This window comes from Mesorhizobium sp. M2A.F.Ca.ET.039.01.1.1 (assembly GCF_003998035.1).
Lineage (GTDB): Bacteria > Pseudomonadota > Alphaproteobacteria > Rhizobiales > Rhizobiaceae > Mesorhizobium.
Window position 1 is genome coordinate 1 of record NZ_RZRY01000607.1, and the last position, 3800, is coordinate 3800.

The following is a 3800-nucleotide window of genomic DNA, read 5'->3' on the forward strand; positions in this document are numbered from 1 at the left end:
GGCCAGTCCCCTGGCGCGCTCCTCATAGTCGCGCTTGTAGGCGAGCGCCTCGTCAATGGCCGGCTTCAGCGCCAGCACGTTGGAGCCGGCGAAGGCGGTCGGCGCGGCGCGGGCAGGGGCAGGCGTCGACGTTGACCCGCCAAAGCCCTTGGGCTCGCTGCCGATGCCCGACACCAGCTTCACCGGCGAGGCGCCGCGATAGAGGCCCTTGGAGAAGGGCGTCGCCTTGCCTTCGGTGATGCCGCGGCCGAGCGCCGTCTTGTCGAAATCCGACTGGTCGACATGGGCGAGGTCGTGGCGGCCGAGATAGGAGACGGCAAGCTCGCGGAACACGTAGTCGAGGATCGACGTCGCGTTCTTGATCGCGTCGTTGCCCTGCACCATGCCGGCCGGCTCGAACTTGGTGAAGGTGAAGGCCTCGACATATTCGTCGAGCGGCACGCCGTATTGCAGGCCGAGCGAGATGGCGATGGCGAAGTTATTCATCATCGCGCGGAAGGCAGCGCCCTCCTTGTGCATGTCGATGAAGATCTCGCCGAGACGACCGTCATCGAATTCTCCGGTGCGGAGATACACCTTGTGGCCGCCGACGACGGCCTTCTGCGTATAACCCTTGCGGCGGTTCGGCAGTTTTTCGCGGTCGCGGTAGAGACGCTCGATGACGCGCTCGACGATCTTTTCCGTCACCTGCACGGCGCGCTGCGCGGCGGGTGCCGCGATCAGCTGCTCGACCGCCTCGTCCTCGTCCTCCTCGCCATCGGCGAGCAGCGAGGCGTTGAGCGGCTGCGACAGCTTCGAGCCGTCGCGATAGAGCGCATTGGCCTTCAGCGCCAGCTTCCAGGACAGCATGTAGGCGTTCTTCGCGTCCTCGACCGTCGCCTCGTTCGGCATGTTGATGGTCTTGGAGATGGCGCCCGAGATGAAGGGCTGGGCGGCCGCCATCATCAGGATGTGGCTCTGGATCGAGAGCGAGCGCTTGCCGATCTTGCCGCAGGGGCTGGCGCAGTCGAACACCGGCAGGTGCTGGTCTTTTAGAAATGGTGCTCCCTCAAGGGTCATCGCACCGCAGACATGGATGTTGGCGGCGTCGATGTCCTTCTTCGAGAAGCCGAGGGCCGGCAGCATCTCGAAGGAGATGTCGCCGAGCTGCTCGTCGGTGAAGCCGAGCGTTTCCTTCACCCAGTCGGCGCCGAGCGTCCACTGGTTGAACACGAACTTGATGTCGAAGGCCGACTTCAGCGCCGCATTCAGCGCCGCGATCTTTTCGTCGGTGAAGCCCTTGGCCTTCAGTGTCGACGGGTTGATGCCCGGCGCCTGGTTGAGGTTGCCGTGGCCGACGGCGTAGGCCTCGATCTCGGCGATCTGGCTTTCGGAATAGCCGAGCGTCCTCAGCGCTTCCGGCACGGCGCGGTTAATGATCTTGAAGTAGCCGCCGCCGGCGAGCTTCTTGAACTTCACCAGGGCGAAGTCGGGCTCGATGCCTGTGGTGTCGCAATCCATGACCAGGCCGATCGTGCCGGTCGGCGCGATCACCGTCGCCTGCGCGTTGCGGTAGCCGTGCTCCTCGCCGAGCTCGATGGCGCGGTCCCAGGCAGCGCGGGCATGCTCCGCCAAAGCCGGCTGCTTCAGGTCAGAGGCGACGAGAGGCACCGGGTTGACGGCGAGTTTTTCGTAGCCGTCCTTGTCGCCATAGGCAGCGCAGCGATGGTTGCGCATGACGCGCAGCATGTTCTGGGCGTTGCGGTCATAGTCCGGGAAGGCGCCGAGCTCGGAAGCCATCTCGGCCGAGGTCGAGTAGGCGACGCCGGTCATGATCGCGGTGAGCGCGGCGCAGATCGCGCGGCCCTCGTCGGAGTCGTAAGGAATGCCCGAGGTCATCAGCAGGCCGCCGATATTTGCGTAGCCGAGGCCGAGCGTGCGGTAGTCGTAGGAGAGCTTGGCGATCTCCTTGGACGGAAACTGCGCCATCATCACCGAGATTTCGAGCACGACGGTCCACAGGCGAACGGTGTGCTCGTAAGCGGCGATGTCGATCGTGCCGTCTTCCCTGCGGTAGGGCAGCAGGTTGATCGAAGCGAGATTGCAGGCCGTGTCGTCGAGGAACATGTATTCCGAGCACGGGTTGGAGGCCCGGATCGCACCGGCAGAGGCGCAGGTGTGCCAGTCGTTCATCGTCGTGTTGAAGTGCAGGCCCGGATCGGCCGACGCCCAGGCGGCGTAGCCGATCTTTTCCCACAGGTCGCGCGCCTTCAGCGTCTTCAGCACCTTGCCGTCCTTGCGGGCGGTGAGCTGCCAGTCGCCATCGGCCTCGACGGCGCGCAGGAAATTGTCCTTCAGCGACACCGAGTTGTTGGAGTTCTGGCCGGAGACGGTGAGATAGGCGTCCGAATCCCAGTCGGTGTCGTAGGTGTTGAACGCCATCGAGGTGTAGCCTTGCTTGGCGAACTGGATGACGCGGTAGATGTAGTTCTCCGGCACGGCGTCCTTCTTGGCCGCCTTGATCTCGCGCTTCAGCGCGGTGTTCAGCGCCGGGTCGAAGCAGTCGTCGCCATTGCCTTCGCAATTGACGCAGGCCTTCATGATGGCTTCGAGGTGCTTCTTGACGATCTTGGAGCCGGTCACCAGCGAGGCGACCTTCTGCTCTTCATTGACCTTCCAGTCGATGAACTGCTCGATGTCGGGGTGGTCGGCGTCGACGATGACCATCTTGGCGGCGCGGCGCGTCGTGCCGCCCGACTTGATGGCGCCCGCGGCGCGGTCGCCGATCTTGAGGAAGCTCATCAGGCCGGAGGAGCGGCCGCCGCCGGAAAGCTTCTCGCCTTCGCCGCGCAGCATCGAGAAGTTCGAACCGGTACCGGAGCCGTATTTGAACAGGCGCGCCTCGCGCACCCACAGATCCATGATGCCGCCCTCGTTGACGAGGTCGTCCTGCACGCTCTGGATGAAGCAGGCATGCGGCTGCGGATGCTCGTAGGCCGACTTCGACTTGGTCAGCTTGCCGGTGAAGGGGTCGACATAGAAGTGGCCCTGGCTCGGGCCGTCGATGCCATAGGCCCAGTGCAGGCCAGTGTTGAACCATTGCGGCGAGTTCGGCGCGACGCGCTGGGTGGCGAGCATATAGGCAAGCTCGTCGCGGAAGGCGCGCGCGTCTTCCTCCGACTTGAAGTAGCCGCCCTTCCAGCCCCAATAGGTCCAGGTGCCGGAGAGACGATCGAAGACCTGGCGGGCGTCGGTTTCCGAACCGTAGCGCTCGGCCTCGGGCAGCTTGGCGAGCTCAGCCTCGTCGGCGATCGAGCGCCACAGGAAGGAGGGGACGTCGTTCTCCTCGACCTTCTTCAGCCGAGCCGGCACGCCGGCCTTGCGAAAATATTTCTGGGCCAGGATGTCGGCGGCGACCTGGCTGAACTGCGCCGGCACATCGATGTTGTCGAGGCGGAACACGACCGAGCCGTCGGGATTCTTGATCTCCGACAGGGCCTTGCGGAATTCGATCTCCGCATAGGCTGATTGCTCTGGCTTGGTGAAGCGACGCTCGATGCGCATTGGTCCGGTCCCTTTGTGTCTATATATAGCGCCTTTCCCCGGGGATTTCTGCCCCACATGGCGAAAAGCGCAGTCCGCCGTTTGCCGGCATTGCGAGCAACGCCGGCACTCTCCTCGTCGCAGGCGCCGGCATGCAGGCAGCAGAAGGCTTTCCCAGGCATTTGCCCAGGCTGCAGGCCGACCCTCGCGGGTCCCTAAACTGAAACTTTGATCGATTCCCTCCGTAGAGGGAGGTTCACATTATCTAGCGTCTAGCC

The 3800-nt window shown here is 64.1% G+C and carries 1 protein-coding gene; it reads right to left on the reverse strand.

The genetic code is table 11. From position 1 onward, the window contains the following. A partial coding sequence (locus tag EOA24_RS30315) for a vitamin B12-dependent ribonucleotide reductase (RefSeq protein WP_127410398.1) occupies nt 1-3543 on the reverse strand: 3543 nt, incomplete at its 3' end. Nucleotides 3544-3800: the final 257 nt, after the last annotated feature.